Consider the following 19,258-nt stretch of genomic DNA (forward strand, 5'->3'; position numbering starts at 1 on the left):
AATGTCCATATTTACCCTGTTTATTGTATTGTAAATCAACAATATAACCATCGATAGGATTTATATGCTTAGCATTCTCAAATAGTGATCAATGTGTAAAGTTTTCCATTCCCTGCCGATACATCTCAAGAACCAAACCTAGAATTTGTGCCTATCTATATCAGACAGGGAGTGAGTTACATATGGTAATAATTCCAACGGCTAAAAATGTGATGGCAACGATGCTGGTTTTGCTTATTGCACTGCCATTCAGCCAGGCAATGGCCAATAAATGCCTATTTATTTCCTCCTACCATAAAGGCTATGCATGGTCTGACGGAGTTGAGAATGGATTGCGTGAAACCTTGGATGGCAAATGCGATGTAAAACAGTTTGATATGGACACAAAACGACACAAGGATGAAGAGTCAAAAAAAGAGGCGGCGCTAAAAGCAAAAGAGTTGATAGAGAGTTGGAAACCCGATGTGGTGATCACTGCAGATGATAATGCTGCGAAATATGTCATTAAACCATTTTTCAAGGATCACAAGGTTCCTTTTGTGTTTTGTGGTGTTAACTGGAATGTGGATGAGTACGGTTTTCCATATAGCAATGCTACCGGGATAGTTGAAGTGGCGCCTATCGATGTGCTGTTTGACAATGCAAGACATATACAGGGTGGTGCCCACCAGGCAATCTATATTGGAGCGAATACCCTGACTGAAAAGAAAAATCTGAATCGATTCAAACGGGCTGCTGAAAAGCACGGTATCTTGATGGATCATCGTCTTGTGAATACAACCAAGGAATGGCTTGACGCTTACAAAGAGGCTCAGGGCTATGATTTTGTAGTGATTGGGAGTAATTCCGGCATTAATGACTGGTATACGGAGTCTGTTTCAGATTACGTGGTAAAAAACACAACCACGTTGACCTTGACCAATCACGGCTGGATGATGCCCTATACACTGCTTGGCTTGACAAAAATACCGGAAGAGCACGGGGAGTGGGCCGCACTGGCGGCATTGGCTATTCTGGATGGGATCAAGCCCTCTGAAATCCCTATTGTCTCCAATCGCAAATGGGATATCTGGATTAATCATGCAATCTTGCAACAGAGCGGAATCAGATTTCCGGAGTCACTGCTAAGAAAGGCGAAGAAAGTCAATTCATGATGTACTTTAATTCCAGAGAGAAGGTTTTTACAGGCTATAGGGCTGTTGTTCTCTGGTTGTTGGTTTTGTTGTTCTCGTGGATCTCCCTGATGTTGTCGATTTGGGTGGAGATGCGAGCGGTCGATAGTGTGTTCAATGATCGTGCCGGTGAGGTTCATCGGACTCTGACACAGCGGATCTCGAACCTGGAAACAGTCTTGACCTCCCTGGTTGGGTTGTACCATGCGAGTGATTTTCTCGGTATCGCTGAGCAGACCTCATTCTCGCAGGAGATGCTGAAAGCCTACCCGTTCATCTGTGGAATATTGCATATGACAAGAATTCCCGATGAGAGGCGCGAAGAGTTCGAGGCGGAAATGCGGGAACAGGGTTATGTCAGCTTTACATTGAAGAACGATCGGCAGTTGAATGGAATGCAGGTGAGCAACGACAAATACCATCTGCCGGTGAGTTTTATCGAACCCATGGACCCGCGCTCTGCGAATTTACTCGGTTATGACCTGATGCGACAACCAGGTACATTTGAGACCCTGCAACGATCGATTAAAAGCGGCGATATCGTAACTTTCGGACCTGTTGATATAAATAGATCGGGCAAAACACAATATTTTGTCCTGAAACCTGTCTACCTTGGCCGCTACCCTCCGAAAAGGGTGCATGAACGACTTGATATGTTCAACGGTATGGCGGTTCTAAGTATTGAACTTGAACAGTTTATCAATGGGCTTGCCGGCCCCGGTGTAGCGTATGAAGTGTCCCTGTTGCCTATGGTAGACAGTGAGCAGTTGGTGGGGGGTGGAATTCTATCCCGTCTCAGCAAGTCCGGTATAGCCAGATTGGCAGTCGATCTGAGCACGCTCAAGTACAGGCAAAAGATAGAGATCTATGGAACTGATTTTGACTTATCTGTCACCCAAAGGATGAGAGTGAATGTCATAGATTGGTGGAAAGTGCTAGCAATATGGATGTTGTCATTGTTGATTCTCGGATTGGCTATCGGTGTCTACCGAAACATGCGCATAGCACAGCTCAAGGAAGATGAAGCGAACGCGGCAATCGCAGCAGAAGACGAGAGATTCTCGCACGTCATCGACACCGCATTCGATGCTGTGATAACGGCTGATGCCAACTGTATGATCCTTAGCTGGAACCAGCAGGCGGTTGAGGTGTTCGGGTATAAAGAGGAAGATGTGCTTGGTGTCCACCTACTGCAACTCATCCTTACCCATCGGTCACTGGTCGAAGCGACAGATGCACTCGAGCCGATGTTCAAGGGCTCTAAGGATCACCCTACCGGTGTCCGCTTGGAAGTCGAAGGCAGGGATAACAATAGTCGTAAATTCCCCCTCGATCTGGCTATCTCCTGTTCTAGAATTGGAGAAATGTTCACCCTGAGTGTATTCGCCAGAGATATCACTGAGCGCAAGCAGTGGGATGAAAAGATCCGTATGCTCGCATATAGCGATTCATTGACAAAGCTGCCAAATCGCCAGGCGTTCAAGGAACAGGTTACGCGAGCAATTAAAGTCGCCAAGCGACACCAGCGTGTCGGCGCGATTTTATATCTTGATCTTGATGAATTCAAGCGTATCAATGACACTTTGGGTCATGATATTGGTGATATGTTGCTGAAAAATGTTACCAACCGTTTGGAGGGACAGCTCAGGGAAACGGACCTTGTGGGAGCTAATTACGAAGATGAGGTAGAGTGTCGGAATATTGCCAGGCTTGGTGGTGACGAATTTACCGTGTTACTCGAGGATATTCAGAAACCGGAAGTGGCGGCTTTGGTCGCTAAAAGGGTTCAGGATGCGATTGCCCGTTCGTATAACCTGAATGGACATGAGGTCTACATTACGCCCAGCATCGGTATAGCTATCTTCCCAAGGGATGGACGCGATGTTGAGGAGTTGCTGAAGAACGCTGATACAGCGATGTATCATGCCAAAGCGGTAGGAAAAAATAATTACCAGTTCTATTCCGAGCAGATGAACGTATTGGCAACCACGCGTTTAAAATTGGAAGGGAAGCTGCGTAAGGCCCTGACATGCAATGAGATGAAGCTCTTTTATCAACCCCAGATCGATCTCGCTACTGGTGAGATTGTATCCGCTGAAGCCTTGCTGCGCTGGGATGAGCCGGAGTTGGGTATGGTTTCTCCAGTGGAATTCATTCCAATCGCGGAAGAGACAGGAATGATTATTGAGCTTGGAGAGTGGGTGCTGCTCGAGGCCTGTAGACAGAACAAGGAGTGGCAGGATGCCGGTTATAACCCAATCCGGGTAGCAGTTAATCTGAGTAGTATGCAATTTATTCAACGCGACTTGAGTGCGACGGTCGCGATGGCGCTTAAAAATACCCGCTTGAATCCAAAATATCTGGAGTTGGAGATAACCGAAAGTGTCATCATGCGCAATGTGAACGAGACCATAACCACGCTGAATGATTTCAAAGAGATGGGTATCAGTATCTCTGTTGATGATTTCGGTACTGGCTATTCCTCGCTGAATTATCTGAAACGTTTCCCGCTGGATAATTTGAAGGTTGATCGTACCTTCGTCAAAGATATTCCTGATAATGAAGACGATGTAACCATAACATCGGCGATCATAGCGTTGGCTCAAAGTTTGGGTCTTGGTGTGGTCGCAGAGGGTGTCGAGACAGAGAGTCAATTGCAATTTTTAGAACAACAGGGTTGTGAAATGGCTCAAGGTTATCTGTTCAGCAGGCCGCTACCGGCGGAGCAGTTGGTGAGCATGCTGAGTCTCACAAAGCAAAGTGAGAGAGTGGGAGTTACTTTAAACGGTAATCCTTGAGTCGCTTATTCTGCTTGTCTGCCTCTAACGGATTATTCGATGGTAGTCTTTAAGGTTGTTTTGGCGGGGTGTTGATATTAACCGCCAATGGATCAGGATTAATCAGATGAAGATCCCGTTGTGGGAAAGGGATTTCAATACCGGCCTCGATGAATTTGTTATTGATTGCTTCATGCAATGCGGTTATTGTCGCCAGACGGTTGTCCATCGACCCGAGATAGGCGCGAAGTAACAGGGTCAGCGCGCTATCACCAAAGGCTTCAAAGGTAGCCACTGGCCTGGGGTCCTGTAGTACGTTTTCATTCTCTTCCGCGGCTTCGATCATTAATCCCATAGCTTTATTGACATCGCTGCCATAGGCAACGCCCACATTGATGATGACCCGATTGACCTTGTCGGTCAGGGTCCAATTGATAACCCTGCCTGTAATGAACTCCTTATTCGGAATCAATAATTCCTGCTTGTCATAATTGGTGATGGTGGTTGCGCGGATGCGAATGCGGGAGACGACACCTGTCGTTGAATCGAGGGTTACTACATCACCGACGCGAATTGGTCGTTCGAATAGAAGAATAATACCGCTGATGAAATTAGCGACAATCTCCTGTAGACCGAATCCGAGTCCCACCCCTAGTGCCGCAACCAACCATTGAATATTGGACCATTGAAAGCCGATCAGACTGAAAGCGATGATTAGCCCTGTACCGGCGATGAAGTACTGTAGCAGAGTGGTCAGTGCGTAACGTGCTCCGGATTCGAGGGGCAGGCGTTGGAGCAGGGTGATTTCAAGCACACCGGGCAGGTTTTTGGCTGCAAGAAAAGTGATTATTAATATGACAACGCCGGTTATTACGTCGCGTAGCGTCAAGGGTGTCTCTGTGATCACGCCGTCGATCATCTGGCTCGTATTTACAGGCAGCTGGATGTTGTTGAGAAAATCAAGTGCTGGGAGCAGGTCCGACCATATCAACCAGGTTCCGATCACGGAACCGAGTAGATAACCGAAGCGTACCAGTCTTTTCGCCTGTTCACTCAAGGCATCGAAGTTCAGTTCAGGGATCTCGGCTGTAATTACGCTACTCTCATCCTCGATTTGTGGTTGCTCCTGATCTCTCTGAGCACGTAGTTCATTCCGTCTTTGCAATGCGTTGTGATAGCGTAATCTACGTTCGGCAATATAGAGATAGCGCAGTAGCAGTTCCCTTAAGGTATACAGGCCGATGAAAAACCAGATGGTTGTTTCCACGTGATCAAGTAGCCTTAAGGTTAGAGTCATGTAGCCGAACCCGGTGGAGAAGATCAGGCCGACCCCTATGAGTAGCAAAAAAGGGAACCATAAAAAATGCAATTGCAACAGCAAGGCATGTGGATTCACGCTGCTCCAGGTAAGCATGAGTGATCCCTGCTTGCGTAACAAACGGTAGATGAACGCAATAAAAACGATCATCAATGCAATGGTTGCCACGCTACTGAGCGCCAGCGCCTCGACAGGCAAGCCCTCACCCGCACCAAGAGCAATCAGGAAGCGCAGTGGCGCACCCACGGGGATGGCCCAACGTAGCTCATGTGCCACTGATTGACAGATCTTGTTGTTCCAGCGCAGGTGACGTGTGCCTATACCCTCGGGTAGGCATAATTGATACAACAGCAGGGCTGCCGCCAGCGTTATACCTACCGTGATCAGGGCTGTGGCCATGGCCAGGGTGAAAGGTGCAGCAGTCGGTAGTGCTTTCAACAGCAGACCTAAGCCTATCATCAGCACGGGTAGGGCCATGATCTTTACCAGGGTGAAAAACAGCGCCTTGAGAGTGAGGCGTATCGAATCAGTAGCTATTTTACGTGTGGCTCTGGCGAGATTGGGTATCTGCAGTCGCGCGAACGGTTGTTTCCAGACAACGATTAAAAGAACCAATAGCAGAAGGAAGGCGTAGTGGACATTGTATCGGCTTGTGCTCACCAAATCAGTACCCAGCTCTTGCCAATGTTCTGGAGATACAAGCCAAACAAGGCTTGATGCGAGCTGGGTGGGTTTGAACAATTGACTTACATCGTCTCCTGATATCCAGATTAACTGCTCGTTGATGTAGTCGGTGTAAGATTTGGATAAATTCAGCAGTTGGCGTTCTGCAAGATCAAATGAGGTGAGTTGACTGATGTAACGGCCGTAGGCCTTTTGCAATTCATTCAGTGCTTCGCGTCTGGCGCCTGCAAGTGATAATGCCTGCTTCTGTAGAAGTTTCGATTCCTTATCGGATAAGTCATCCAGTAACGATTGAGTGATAGCGTCGACATGGTTTGAGATATTGCCGCGCTCCAGGAGCAGCTCTTCGATCTCGATCTGGCGGTCAGTGGCCTTGTTTATTTCCTGTTTACGTTTCGCGGAAGAGCGGCTGTAGCTTCTCAGGGATGGTAGCGCAGCCCGGCGGCGGGATAACATCTTTCCTATCGCTTTACTACTACCCACAACGTCGACACGTTGGTTGCTGTGCTCGAAGTCAGACTGTATCTGCTCTAATTTGCGTTTGGTTGCTGTCAGTTGCTGTTGGACACGCTTTTCCCAATACACAAGTTGTTCGAGTTCGGAGCGGGTCTTGGCATTTTCCCTGGCAATGATCTGCAGTGGCAGCGGGAGAGAGGCAGTCTCCTGTTGCAACTGCTCAGCGGCCTGACGAGCCTGTTTTGCCTCTGTTTCCCTGATTTCGGCGGCAGCCTGGTTCAGACGCTTCAGACTTACCTGTAGCTGGCTGATATGGGCTATGTTCGCGTCCCTTTGAACCTGGGTGAGATTGGTCAACAGGCTCAGGTTTCCCAACCTGAGCGTGAGCAGATCAAACTCCGCTTCGCGCAGTGCTTCTCTAGCCATCAATGACATCAGTCGGGCTTGTCTGATCTGCTTTAATTCATTTTGCGGTAATGTCTCTATATCGGAACGAATCTGTGCCAGGGCCTCGCTTCGCGCTGAGATTTCAGTGTTGATTTGTCTGCTGCCAGCCAACAGTGTGGCAAGTTCGTCTAACTGGGTTTCTTGATCATCCCGCGCCTGGACCAGGTTCAGCTCCTCTTTGCTGATACGTACTTCCAAGGTGGCAAGATCTGATGATTGAATGAAACCCTCAAGGGATTCATCGAGATCAGTGGTTCGTTTCATGTCCGCTCTGAGATCCTGAATCCGTTGCGGTGCATCCTGGATCAGTTTTTCAAGACGTGTAATCTCCCCCCTTACCTTGTTGGCTTGTCGTAACCAGTTGTCTGCCTGGTTGAGTAGCTCGACAGCCTTATCCTTCTGGCCTTGATCCAGGCTGGCGTCACGGCTGATAGTTGTACGGGTCTGCTCCAACTGGTCGAGGGTGATAGGCTGATTCTGTTTGAGTGGCAGGGTTGGAGCTTCGGCCCATGCCGGCAGTGCGTGACAGAGACTTAGGAGAACAAAAAATATCGCTCTTAGCTGTGGCGGGCGGATTGTTGCGGAGTAGGGCATGTAAATGTATCAGTATTCCGAAGTTGCATTAGTGGTGTAAATGATTAAAAGGTTTCTCTATGTGGTTAAAAGTTTGTGGCTGATCACACTTGTAACAGGATTTGTATTTGTATCAAGGTTCCATGAGATGGTAACTGATAACATGCTGGTTATCATCTGATACAGGTTCTCCCAGGCCGATCTTGCCACTGCCCAAGAGGGGTGCAGTCTCACGCCTTAGATAGAGTGATTGCTGGGTTTGATTTGTCAGATAAGTGCCGTTGGTACTGGTATCTGAAAGCACGTATTTACCGCGGTTGTACTCGACTACGGCATGGGCTCTGGAGGCTGCGGCAGCGTTGACAACAAGCTCATTGCTGGCGTCACGCCCGATATGCATGCTGTTCTGCTGGGGTTGGAATTGATAGCGCTGATGGCCATATTCCAGGACCAGGACTCTTGCCAGCGTACTTTGCGTCAGTGGCGAGGTATGCAGGAAGGTAACATCATCTTTTCGCCACAAGAGATCATAAATGACCATTCGCGCCAGTTTGCCTTTTACCTTTACTTTATCGAATCGGCGTACGATTATCTGTTGTTCGTCGGACAGGTTTTGCACCACCTGTTCCGTCGTAATGATCTGCTGGGACTGGGCGATCGATGCCATGCGTGCGGCAACATTCACCGAGTCACCGTACATCCGGCCACCTTCAACAATGGCGGGTCCATAGTGGAGTCCGATTCTGGCTGATAAAGTCATACCCGACCGTTTTGCATATTCATCGACCCGCTCCTGCATGAGACAGGCACCCTCTACTGCATCGCTTACATGCGCATAGCGACTCATGACCTCATCGCCAACAACCTCTACCACATTACCGCCGGTCTCGGCAACGACCTTGGCTATGACCTCCTCCAGTTCCGTGATCAGTTGTTTGGCTCGGCTGTCACCCAGATTTTCATACATACGGGTGCTGCCCACGATATCGGCAAAGACGATGGCATATGATTGTTGAGCTGCGTTAGACATGGTCCTATATGGAAGGCATTGCCTTCAATCCTGATTCCAATCTATCCCGTAGAATCCCGATCAGTTGGGGATGCTCCCCTACCAAGGGGGTTATGTCTATTTTCAGTCCAGGGTAACGCTGCTCGGTTTCTCTGCATATGCTGGCGATGTCACCACCCTGTCCAGCGTGTCTGCCAGGGAGGAGAAACAGCAGTGAGATGGCAATAGGAGTGTGCTGGTTTAGCTGCGCCTCACGCTCCAGTATCTGCTCAAGCCGCTCACCGTTGAAGTCGTATTTGCTCCCTTCACGACGCTCCATTACAGCCTCTAGAAAGTGAGTCTCGGACGGGAGCAGATTGCGTAGCTCTGAGGCGATGCGCGAGCGAACCTCTGCCACTTCTCGCAGTGGTGAACCGTGGTCAACCAGAATGACCCGTGGTTGAACAACCCCGGCGATGAGTGGATCAATTTGATCCTTCAGGATGCTGACTAATCTCGGCTCTCCCTGGGGCTGGGGATAGAGTACGTCGGCAATATGCAGCTGGAATAGACCGTGTTTTGATTGCAGTGACTCCACCAGACCGGGAATGAGTGAAGTCAGTGCACGACTGACACCGAAAAACAGCGGGACGATCAGGAAATCTCTACTCCCATGATTAAGCTGGGTCGAGAGAAATGATTCCAGTAGCTGGGCAGGGTTTCCGTCCAGCTGGTCATGGGGAATCCTATCCGCATGTTGCAGTGAGACCGGATGTACACTGGATCCGCTACATTGACTGAGTTCGGCAGCCAGGTGTCTCAGGTTGAGAGTTGCCTGGGGTTGTATGGATCCGTTGTCGACTAGCAAGACCTGTGGATTATTCATATATCCCGACCGGATCAGTCGTCGTCGCGGTAGAGGAGTGCGATATTCATGAACTCATCCTGTAGCTGGAGGAATGCTTCCACGATATCCGGATCGAGATGGCTGCCGGCGCTCTGTCTGACGATCTCCACCGCTGTTTCGTGGCTATAGGCCTCCTTGTAGACCCGCTTGTTGATGAGTGCGTCATAGACGTCGGCAATTGCCATCAAACGGCCTGAAATGGGAATGTCATCACCCTTCAATCCGCGTGGATATCCGCTACCGTCCCAGCGTTCGTGGTGGGTGTAGGCGATCTCCCTGGCCATCAGCAGGAAATCGGTGCTTCCCAACTCCTGTTCTGCCCGCAACAGGGCGTCATGGCCATATTGGGCATGTTTCTGCATCAATATCCACTCCTCCTCATCGAGCTTGCCAGGTTTCAGCAGAATGCGATCGGGCACGCCGACCTTGCCGATGTCGTGTAGCGGGGATGTCTTGCTTAACATCTCGATGGTGCCATCAATTTGCAGGTAATCTGCAAATCGTGGATGAGTTTTAAGGTGATCTGCGAGTACCTTGATATAGTTCTGGGTACGCAGGATATGTTTGCCGGTTTCACTGTCACGGGTTTCGGCCAGGGTGGCCATACAGAAGATAGCCACATCCTTTGTCCGGTTGAGTTCCTCTGTGCGGGCACCGACCCGCTGTTCCAACTGCTCGTTATGATCCTGCAATTGTTGTTGAGCTTGGTGCAGTGCCAAGTGGGATTTTACCCGTGCACGCACAATGGGCGGACTCATCGGTTTGGCAATATAGTCGACAGCGCCGAGCTCGAAACCCCTCACCTCGTCAGTGACTTCACTTTTCACAGTCAGGAAGATCACCGGAATACCCCTGGTACGCGGATCCTCCTTGAGTAGGCGGCAGACTTCGTAACCGTCCATGCCCGGCATCAGGATATCCAACAATACCAGGTCGGGGATTGGTTCATCGACAGCCCGCTTCAGTGCCTGGGCACCACTCTTTGATACCACTGTCGAGTAGTCATCTTTCAATAGATCGACCAGAATGTCGATATACAGCGTCTCGTCATCAACAATTAATATTTTTGCTCTGTCAGCTTCCATATCATTCCTCCCCTAGGTGCGCTCTCAACGCCGCCAAGCTCTCCCTGGCCAGGTCGAAGTCGTAATCCCGGATCTGACTCCCCAGGCGGTCAGTAAGATCAGCCGCATCCTTCTGCTTCAGAAATTGGTTCAATGTTTTAAATAGCCTCTTTGCATCCGGATCTCCCATGGCCAACATATCATCGAGTGAAGCTATCAATTTGTCGATACTAACCTGGCTTTCCCCAGGCATGGGGCTGGCTGCGTCTGTCACTGGAGTGTCAGATGATGTCGACTCTTCCAGGAAATTACGCAGTCCATTGAAAAGCTCTGCAAAGGTTTGACGATAGGCATCGGGCAGGTGTGGTAACGGACTGTTTCCTTCTTTTGTCAATTCAAAGTGCAGGTCTTTCGATGCCTGCTGCAGGCTGTGGGCGCCAATATTGCCCGAGACCCCTTCTAGGGTATGCAAGGTGCGTTTGGCGTTGTCCAACTCTGCGTGTTGTAAATTCTTTTCAAGTTTCGCGATATCCTGGCTGTGGTTGGTGACGAATTCTTCAAGCAGGTTGCGAAATAGGCGTCGATTGCCGCCGACACGCTGCAGGCCCCATTGCAGGTCGATACCGGGTAGAGTGGGGGGGAACTCTATATTGAGGTCCTGCGGACGCTGCAGGCGTTGTTGTTTTGAATGTGCACCGGCAGGCTTTAACCAACGGCTGAGAACCCTGTGGAGACGTGCTGGTTCGATCGGTTTGGGTATATGCTCATCCATGCCGGTGGCAAGGCAGCGCTCACGTTCGTCGGCCATGGCGTGGGCAGTCATGGCGATCAACGGCAGCTCTGTGTGCCTGGTGTCGGCACGAATGCGTCGAGTTGCTTCATAACCATCCATCTCTGGCATCTGTAGATCCATCAGCACCAGGTCGAAGCGATGCCGGTCGATGGCTTCGATCGCCTGCTGGCCGTTGCTAACCGTATGCACCATTAGTCCAAAACCCTCGAGCAGCTCCTGAGCCACCTGCTGATTGATCACATTGTCCTCGACCAAGAGTACCGAGCCTGAGAGTCGTTGACCAGGCATTGTTGCATCGGCCTTGACGGGGGCGATCTCATCCTCATCATTCAAGACCCGGATCAGGGTATCGAACAGAACTGATGGACTGACGGGTTTGATCAGGATGGCATCCAGCCCCGCCTCTTCCGCCTGTAACATAACCTCTTCCCGTCCATAGGCGGTAATGAGTATCACTGCCGGGACTGTTGAGAGCTTGGCGCTGTTCTGCTTGATACGGTGACCGGCTTCGATACCGTTGAGTCCCGGCATGCGCCAATCCATCAGGACCAGGTGGTAGGGTTTTTTCTCGTCCTGATCGGCTTGTCGCAGCAGTTCCAGGGCTTCGCTGGCATTCATGCTGGAAGTGACGTCAAAGGTGAATGAAATCAGGCGTTCACTGAGCAATTCAAGGGCGGTGGGGTTGTCATCAACCACCAACGCTCTCAGGCCGCGCAGATCTGGGTCCGGTATCCAGCTCTGTTTGACTGTTGCCTCACTGCTGCCCAAGGGGATGACAAAGCTGAAGGTACTGCCTTTGCCGGGGTGGCTGTCGACCTGGAGATCCCCCTGCATTAGCTTGACCAGGTGCCTGCAGATGCTCAGGCCGAGACCGCTGCCGCCATGCCGCCTGGTGGTGGAACCGTCCAACTGGTTGAAGGGTTTGAACAGGCGCGGCAACTCGGCTTGATCGATGCCAATGCCGGTATCCTTGACGCTGAATCGTATCCATAACCCCGCTTCATCCTGCCTCTCCAATGCCGCGCTGACCATGACCTCTCCCCGCTCCGTGAACTTGATGGCATTCCCGGTAAGATTGATTAGCACCTGTCCAAGCCGTAGTGGGTCGCCAATCAGTGTGCCGGGTATATTCAGGTCGCGATTGAAGAGAATCTCCAAATCCTTTTCATCGGCTCGCATGACAGTCAGGCTGGCCAGGTTTTCCATGACCTCGTCCAACGAAAAGGGGGTTTTCTCGATCTCCAGCTTACCGGCTTCGATCTTTGAGAAATCGAGGATGTCATTGATCACCCCGAGCAGGGTGTGAGAGGCGCTCTTGATCTTATCCACATAGTGGAACTGTCTCGGTGTCAGCTGGGTCTGCAGGGCGAGGTGGCTGAATCCCATTATGGCGTTCATCGGGGTGCGGATCTCATGGCTCATATTGGCCAGGAAATAGCTCTTGAAACGGTTGGCTTGTTCTGCCTCCGCCTTGGCCATCGCAAAGGCCGCCTTTTGGCGCCGAATCTGCGCTGTCCACAGCAGCGAGATCAGCAGCAGTGAGCCGGCCACCGCCAACACCTGCCAGAGCAGTGTATAGTCCACTTCCACATCATAGCGAATGGCCAGTGAATCCTGGCGTATTGCGCGCCGTTCATTCTCATCGATCCTCGCCAGGGCCTTGTTCAGGATCGATTGCAACTCCGGCCAATCCTTACGCACACCGATCGCCAGATCATTGGCATACGGGGTGGGAGCGGCAACCTTGAGATTGCCAAGGCCCAGCTTGTCGATGAGATAACTGCCAAGGGTCAGGTTGCCGATGTAGGCATCGACCTCACCGCTGGCGAGTGCCTGCAAGGCTTCGGCGGTGGTGTCCATCTTTCTCAGGTTGAGTTGCGGATAGTCCTTTTCCAGGTACTCAACGGTCACATACTCCTTCTCAACCGCGATGTTGAGACCATGCAGATCATCGATGCCGGTTACCAAGGGGGTGTCAGTACGGGTGAACACCATGAATGGGAAGTGAAGATAGGGTTGGGTGAAATTGAGATACTCAAAGCGTGACGGCGATGGTGTCAGTGCCGGTAAGATGTCTATTTCGCCCGCTTTGGCACCCGCCATTACCTGGGCCCAGCTGAGGGATGTGGAATAGGTGAATTCAATGCCTAGCATATCCCGGATACGGGAGAGGAAATCGGCGGAGATACCACGATGTCTCCCCTGTTCATCGACGAACTCGATGGGCTCCCAGAAGCGATCGATACCAATACGAATCTCTCGATGATCATCCAGCCAGGACTGCTCTTGCGGGCTCAACAGCAAGCGCTTCATCCCCGGGGTGGCTTGCTCCCTCTCCTCGGCGCTTGGCACCCATTTCTTGAGAATGTCACGCAGTTCATTGTGCGAGAGTGTACCCAGGGCCTTCTGCAATATGTCGCGTAGAATAGGCCAGTCATCCCTAACACCGATAGCGTTGACCGAGACACTCTCATCGAGCTTGCTCTGTATCTTGAGATTTGAGATCAGTTCGTGTTCGATAAGGTAGAGAGCCACGGCACGATTGCCCACATAGGCCTCCACCTCGCCCCTGGAGACCGCATCCAGGGCGTCGCTGGTGTTGCTGTATTCCACCTGTTTTATCGCTGGGTAACGATCTGCGAGTATTCTGCCTAACATGAAGTTCTGCTCCAGGGCGACCCGCTTACCGGTCAAACTCGATATCCTCTGGACGGGTGGGTACCCCTTATGCGTTACGATCACATGGGGTATGGTGAGGTAGGGATCGGTGAACAGGAAATGGCGCCTGCGCTCGGATGTCGGCGTGATGTCCATGAGTGCGGGTAGACGCTTCTCCTTCACGGCAGTATAAATATCATTCCATGGGGCAGGTTGGGGATTTAACACCCCGCCCAGACGCCGATTCAACGCCTGGATAATGTCGGCACCAATACCGGTGGCATGCCCCTGTGCATCGATGAAGTCCATGGGCGGCCAGGCATTCATCACCCCGATATCGATGCGTTGATGTTGAGCCAGCCACTCCCGCTCCTTTTTGCTGAGTACCAATGAGGTGTTCATGGGTTCCCGTTCACTGGCGAGCCAGTGATGTTTCAACATCCGATGCTCTTCTGGGGGGGTGTCTGCAAGGACCTTGTCAATTATGCTTGCCAGTATCGGCCAGTCTTTTCTGACCCCCATGCGTAGTTCGGTCTTGCTCAGGCTTTCACCGGGTGAGACTGCCTTGAGGTGGTTCAGTCGATATTCATCGATCAGCAGATCGGCCACGGTCTGGCTGCCGAGATAGGCATCCGCTTGGCCGATTTGCACTGCTTCCAACGCCTGTCGGGTATTCTCTACGATCAGAAGTTGCAGGGAAGGGTGCTCTATTGAGAGTCGCTCGTGCAGCCAGTAGTCTTTTTCCACGGCGACCCGTTTGCCTTCAAGGTTGTCAAGTCCGCCAATGTGCATGTCCTTGCGGATGTAGAGCTTGATGGGTGAGACATGATAAGGGAGGGTGAATGTCATGTATTGATGGCGTTCATCGGATAATGAAACAGTACCGATCAGATCCAGTTCATGTGACTGGATCTGATCGAGCAGTCTGGACCAGTCACTATCGGTCACCACGGTGAAGGTCAAGCCGAGTCGCCTTTCAAGGAGTTTGAGATAATCGGCCGAGAGTCCGCGATAATCTCCATCCGCGGTCATAAAGCTGATCGGTTTTGCCTGGGTCTCGACACCGACCCGAATCACCGGGTGTTGTGCTATCCACGACTGCTCCTTGGGGGTAAGGCCATACAGCGTCTTGTCTTGATCACCGTCATCCAGGAAGACCCAGCGACGCCGAATGGTGTCGCGTTGCTCCTCATCAAGGGATAGCAATGCCTTCTCCAGTATGCTCGCAAGTTCAGGCCAGTCATTACGGCTCGCGATGGAAAGGCGACTGGGTTGACCCAGGGTGCCGGCCACTCTCAGATTGGTGATCTCATGCCTGTCCAGCCAGTAACCGGCCACGCCACTGCTGAGGATTGTGGCATCCGCTGCACCGAAGGCGACTTGCTGGAGTGCTGTCGGAATATCCGCCACTTCGTTGATCTTCACCTTTGGCCACTTCTTGCGCACGATAGAGATGATCGAGTAGCCGCTGGGCAGTGCCAGGGTTTTCTGGGACAGATCCGCTTCTGTCTGGATGTCGCTTTGCTGTCGGCGCGTGATGATATGGCGTTGGGAGAGAAGATAGGGTTCGGTGAAATCGAGGAACGCCTCTCTTTGCTGGGTGCGATTCGCCAGGGGTAGGAGATCGACCTGCCGTTTTGCGGCCATATCAAGGGTCTGCTCCCAGCTCTTGGTTGGTATCAGCTGGAGGGCGATATTGAGCTTACGGCCGATGAGTTTGAGCATATCTGCAGATACACCATGGTGCCGACCCTGTTCGTCAGTGAATTCATAGGGTGCGAAATCGGGATCGATGGCGATGCGTAGCGTGTTGTGCTGTTGCAGCCAGGCCTCTTCCTGTGGATTGAGTTTTAACGACGATTGTAAAGGTAGATCGATTGCGATGCGTGCCGACTTGTCGACCCATCGCGCAAGGATGGCGTCCATCTCCTGGCGGTTGATCTTACCGAGTCCGTCCTTGACCGCCGCAAGCAGTTTCGGGCTTTCTTTTACGACGGCGGCGCGTAAGGAGATTTTGAACAATACCTTGTCTAATGCGATGAATTCGCCCCGCAAACCAAGGCGCAGAAGAGCAAAATCGGTTGAGGGCCGATCAGCAATAAAGGCATCTAGTTCACCACGTTCCACGGCGTGTATCATCTGTGGGATATTTTCGAAAATCACCTGTGACGCCTGGGGAAAGAGTCTGCTGAATAGATCTTGTGGAATAGGGCCCTGTGTGCCGATGCGTGAAGCTGTGAAGTCGCTCAGTGAACGATCTTCACTGTTGTTGAACAGGTAGTATAGATAGGCCGGGGTTTCCAGATACGGGGGAGTGAAGTCGAGCCAGGCGCTACGCTCCTTCGAGAGTAAAAGACCGGCATGCAGACCTGCGCGTCCATCCTTCATCTCATCCAGGGATCTTGAGATGTCGGTGAGACGGAAGCGCACTGGTATGCCTGTCTTTTTAGACCACAGACGCCACATGTCTATACCAACACCGATCGGTTCCCCTTGCTGGTTCAACATGCTGAAGGGCGGAATGTTACGGCTTCCCACGATTGTCAGTACATCCTGATATTCGGTATGTACCTGGCCCAGCCAATGGCGTTTGATACTGGTAGGTTCTTCGGCTGCCTCTCCCTGCTCGTTGCGGTAGCCAAGTGGTGGTGGGTTCGATTCGTGGGCTGGCTTCACCCTAGCCTGATCGTCCCCCATGACTTGACAGGTGCAGGTAAAGAACAAGAGTAGAAAAAACAACCCTTTGATCTGTTTCACTGACGTTAAAGCAAAGTCCATATCTTTCTTGGTTATCCCTGCACCGCTTAAGTCCACCTTGATTATTATCGACGCTTAAGTCATGCCGCCCGAATACTTTAGTGAAGTGTGGACAAAGGTTACATGCAAAAGCAAGTTATTTATTCCTTTAAGGATTCAGTGTCGCATCCTGTTGACGTTGAGGCTTAAAGTCTTGAAACCTGAGTCCCTACCTCCTCTTCATACGGATGACGAGTGATCTCACCAGTTGCGCCGCTGGCTGTAGATTTGTATTTGAGACGCAAGGGTGAGCCCCATCCATGGATATCTCCAGGCCTCTTTGGTGATATTTAAAAACTATCATACCGTTAGGAATATTTGATTTTACAAATCACTCTCCAGGGGCGATTCTTTACTTCAGTGGGAGCAACAATATGTCATAAACAGAGGAGACAATGTGATGGCTGAAAGTAACAAGTGTCCGTTCAACCACACCGCAGGCGGTGGCACGGTAAACCGGGATTGGTGGCCGAACCAGTTACGCCTGGAAATTCTGCGCCAACACTCATCCAAGTCAGATCCGATGGATGGTGATTTTAACTATGCTGAAGCGTTCAAGAGCCTGGATCTCGATGGGCTGAAGCGGGACCTGCATGGGCTGATGACCGATTCCCAGGAGTGGTGGCCAGCGGATTTCGGCCATTATGGCCCCTTGTTCATTCGTATGGCATGGCATAGTGCCGGCACCTACCGAACCGGTGATGGCCGAGGCGGTGGCGGGACCGGAAACCAGCGTTTTGCTCCGCTCAACAGCTGGCCTGACAACGTCAACCTGGATAAGGCGCGTAGGCTGCTATGGCCGATCAAGCAGAAGTATGGGCGCAAGATCTCCTGGGCCGACCTGATGATTCTCACCGGCAACGTGGCGCTGGAATCGATGGGATTCAAGACCTTCGGTTTCGCGGGTGGTCGCGAGGATATCTGGGAGCCGGAAAAGGATATCTACTGGGGCAATGAGAATGCCTGGTTGGACGACAAGCGCTATTCTGGTGAACGGGACCTGGAAGATCCCCTGGCGGCTGTACAGATGGGTCTGATCTATGTCAATCCGGAAGGTCCCAACGGCAATCCGGATCCACTCGCGGCGGCCAAGGATATTCGGGAGACCTTCGCCCGTATGGCGATGAACGACGAGGAGACGGTTGCGCTCATCGCTGGCGGTCATACCTTTGGCAAGACCCACGGTGCCGGCGATGCAGAACTGGTGGGCGCCGAGCCGGAAGCTGCCGCTATAGAGGAACAGGGCCTGGGCTGGGCAAGCAGCTTTGGTTCAGGCAAAGCTGGTGACACGATCACCAGCGGCCTGGAGGTCACTTGGACCACCACGCCAACGAAGTGGAGCAACAACTTCTTCTGGAACCTGTTCGGATATGATTGGGAACTGACGAAGAGCCCGGCCGGTGCCCATCAGTGGATACCGAAACATGGTGCAGGCGCCAATTCAGTACCCGATGCCCACGATCCATCAAAACGTCTTGTGCCATCGATGCTGACGACAGACCTCGCACTACGCTTCGATCCGGATTACGAAAAGATCTCGAGACGCTTCTACGAGAATCCGGATGAGTTCACAGAGGCCTTCGCACGTGCCTGGTTCAAGCTGACTCACCGTGACATGGGCCCCCGTGCCCGTTACCTTGGTGCGGAAGTACCCGCGGAAGAACTGATATGGCAAGACCCGATCCCCGCCCTCGATCATGAACTGATCGATGACAAGGAGATAGCCGATCTGAAGCTTAAGATTCTTGATTCCGGACTCTCTGTCTCAGAGCTGGTTTCTACCGCCTGGGCGTCTGCCTCGACCTTCCGCGGCTCCGATATGCGCGGTGGTGCGAACGGTGCGCGCATTCGCCTGGCGCCGCAGAAGGATTGGGAGGTCAACCAACCGGATCAGTTGGTCAAGGTGATACAGACTCTCGAGAGTATCCAGAGTGGGTTCAACAAGCGAGTCTCAATGGCCGACCTGATCGTGTTGGCGGGATGTGCGGGTGTCGAGCAGGCCGCGAAGAATGCCGGTCAGGAGGTGACGGTACCGTTCACGCCAGGTCGTATGGATGCCTCCCAGGAGCAGACCGATGTGGAGTCCTTCTCTGTGCTTGAGCCGGTTACAGATGGTTTTCGTAACTATCAAAAGAGAAAATATACCGTATCGGCTGAGGAGTTACTGATCGACAGAGCGCAACTGTTGACACTGACCCCGCCTGAGATGACGGTGCTGATTGGTGGCATGCGTGTCTTGAATTGCAATGCCGATCAGTCCCAGCACGGTGCCTTCACCAAGCAGAAGGAGGCATTGACCAATGACTTCTTTGTAAATCTGCTGGATATGGGTGTCACGTGGAAGCCCGTCTCGCCAGAGGATGATGCCTTTGTGGGTAGTGATCGGGTAACAGGTGAACCTGTTTGGACCGCTACGCGTGTGGATCTGATCTTTGGTTCAAACTCCGAGTTGCGCGCATTGGCCGAGGTTTATGCGGCTGCAGATTCACAACAGAAGTTTGTGCAAGACTTTGTGGCGGCCTGGGACAAGGTGATGAACCTGGATCGTTTTGACATCGCATAATTAGTTACATCGATGTGGTTGAGGGCGGCGTTTTTGAAGATTCTAAAACGCCGCCCTCGGTT

General features: G+C 51.7%; 8 protein-coding genes. 3 read left to right on the forward strand and 5 right to left on the reverse strand.

The genetic code is table 11. From position 1 onward, the window contains the following. The first annotated feature begins 182 nt into the window (after positions 1-182). Both R2K28_RS01235 and R2K28_RS01240 read left to right on the forward strand, forming a co-directional pair. Entirely contained in the window at positions 183-1,154 is a 972-nt protein-coding gene (locus R2K28_RS01235) for an ABC transporter substrate-binding protein (RefSeq protein WP_316367616.1), read from the forward strand. A gap of 89 nt (positions 1,155-1,243) precedes the next feature. Then, positions 1,244-3,970, forward strand: coding sequence for a bifunctional diguanylate cyclase/phosphodiesterase (locus R2K28_RS01240; protein WP_316367617.1), 2,727 nt, complete (start codon positions 1,244-1,246; stop codon positions 3,968-3,970). A 49-nt stretch (positions 3,971-4,019) separates the two neighbouring features. Here the strand turns inward: R2K28_RS01240 and R2K28_RS01245 are convergent, their stop codons facing one another. From R2K28_RS01245 to R2K28_RS01265, 5 genes are all read right to left on the reverse strand, one after another. Further along, positions 4,020-7,448 carry a mechanosensitive ion channel domain-containing protein gene (locus tag R2K28_RS01245; protein WP_316367618.1) on the reverse strand — a complete coding sequence of 1,143 codons (3,429 nt, stop codon included), beginning with the start codon at positions 7,446-7,448 and terminating at the stop codon, positions 4,020-4,022. A 112-nt stretch (positions 7,449-7,560) separates the two neighbouring features. Further along, on the reverse strand, positions 7,561-8,457 hold the full coding sequence (locus R2K28_RS01250; RefSeq protein WP_316367619.1) for an adenylate/guanylate cyclase domain-containing protein: 897 nt from the start codon (positions 8,455-8,457) through the stop codon (positions 7,561-7,563). 4 nt (positions 8,458-8,461) lie between these two features. Next, complete coding sequence (locus tag R2K28_RS01255; RefSeq protein ID WP_316367620.1) at positions 8,462-9,301, reverse strand: sirohydrochlorin chelatase; 840 nt, start codon at positions 9,299-9,301, stop codon at positions 8,462-8,464. A 14-nt stretch (positions 9,302-9,315) separates the two neighbouring features. After that, positions 9,316-10,407: a response regulator gene (locus tag R2K28_RS01260; RefSeq protein WP_316367621.1), complete on the reverse strand. Its 1,092-nt coding sequence runs from the start codon at positions 10,405-10,407 to the stop codon at positions 9,316-9,318. A 1-nt stretch (position 10,408) separates the two neighbouring features. After that, positions 10,409-16,594, reverse strand: coding sequence for a transporter substrate-binding domain-containing protein (locus R2K28_RS01265; protein ID WP_316367622.1), 6,186 nt, complete (start codon positions 16,592-16,594; stop codon positions 10,409-10,411). Positions 16,595-17,033: 439 nt separating this feature from the next. Between R2K28_RS01265 and katG the strand changes: the two genes are divergently transcribed. After that, the gene (katG, locus tag R2K28_RS01270) at positions 17,034-19,196 is read left to right on the forward strand and encodes a catalase/peroxidase HPI (RefSeq protein ID WP_316367623.1); all 2,163 of its coding nucleotides are present in this window, start codon (positions 17,034-17,036) and stop codon (positions 19,194-19,196) included. Positions 19,197-19,258 lie beyond the last annotated feature (62 nt).

The organism is Candidatus Thiodiazotropha sp. CDECU1 (genome assembly GCF_963455295.1).
Taxonomy (GTDB): domain Bacteria; phylum Pseudomonadota; class Gammaproteobacteria; order Chromatiales; family Chromatiaceae; genus Thiodiazotropha.